Here is a 233-nt window from a genome sequence, read left to right on the forward strand (position 1 = left end):
TGGAGGCGCCTCCCGGAGTCGAACCGAGGTCCACGGATTTGCAATCCGCTGCATAGCCACTCTGCCAAGGCGCCTTCAATAGTGTTTTAAGAGAACAACTCTTTTGATTAATACCAAGCGAGGTAATAATCAAATAGATGGTGCCCCGGGCCGGACTTGAACCGGCACAACGCGAACGTCGAGGGATTTTAAATCCCTTGTGTCTACCAATTCCACCACCAGGGCACGCAATT

The 233-nt window shown here is 51.5% G+C and carries 2 tRNA genes; both read right to left on the minus strand.

Going from position 1 to position 233, the window contains the following annotated elements:
• Window positions 1–74: transfer RNA gene (locus AB4512_RS22720), tRNA-Cys, on the minus strand.
• A gap of 64 nt (window positions 75–138) precedes the next feature.
• Window positions 139–225: transfer RNA gene (locus AB4512_RS22725), tRNA-Leu, on the minus strand.
• Window positions 226–233 lie beyond the last annotated feature (8 nt).

The organism is Vibrio sp. 10N.222.52.B7 (genome assembly GCF_041474275.1).
Classification (GTDB): domain Bacteria; phylum Pseudomonadota; class Gammaproteobacteria; order Enterobacterales; family Vibrionaceae; genus Vibrio; species Vibrio crassostreae_C.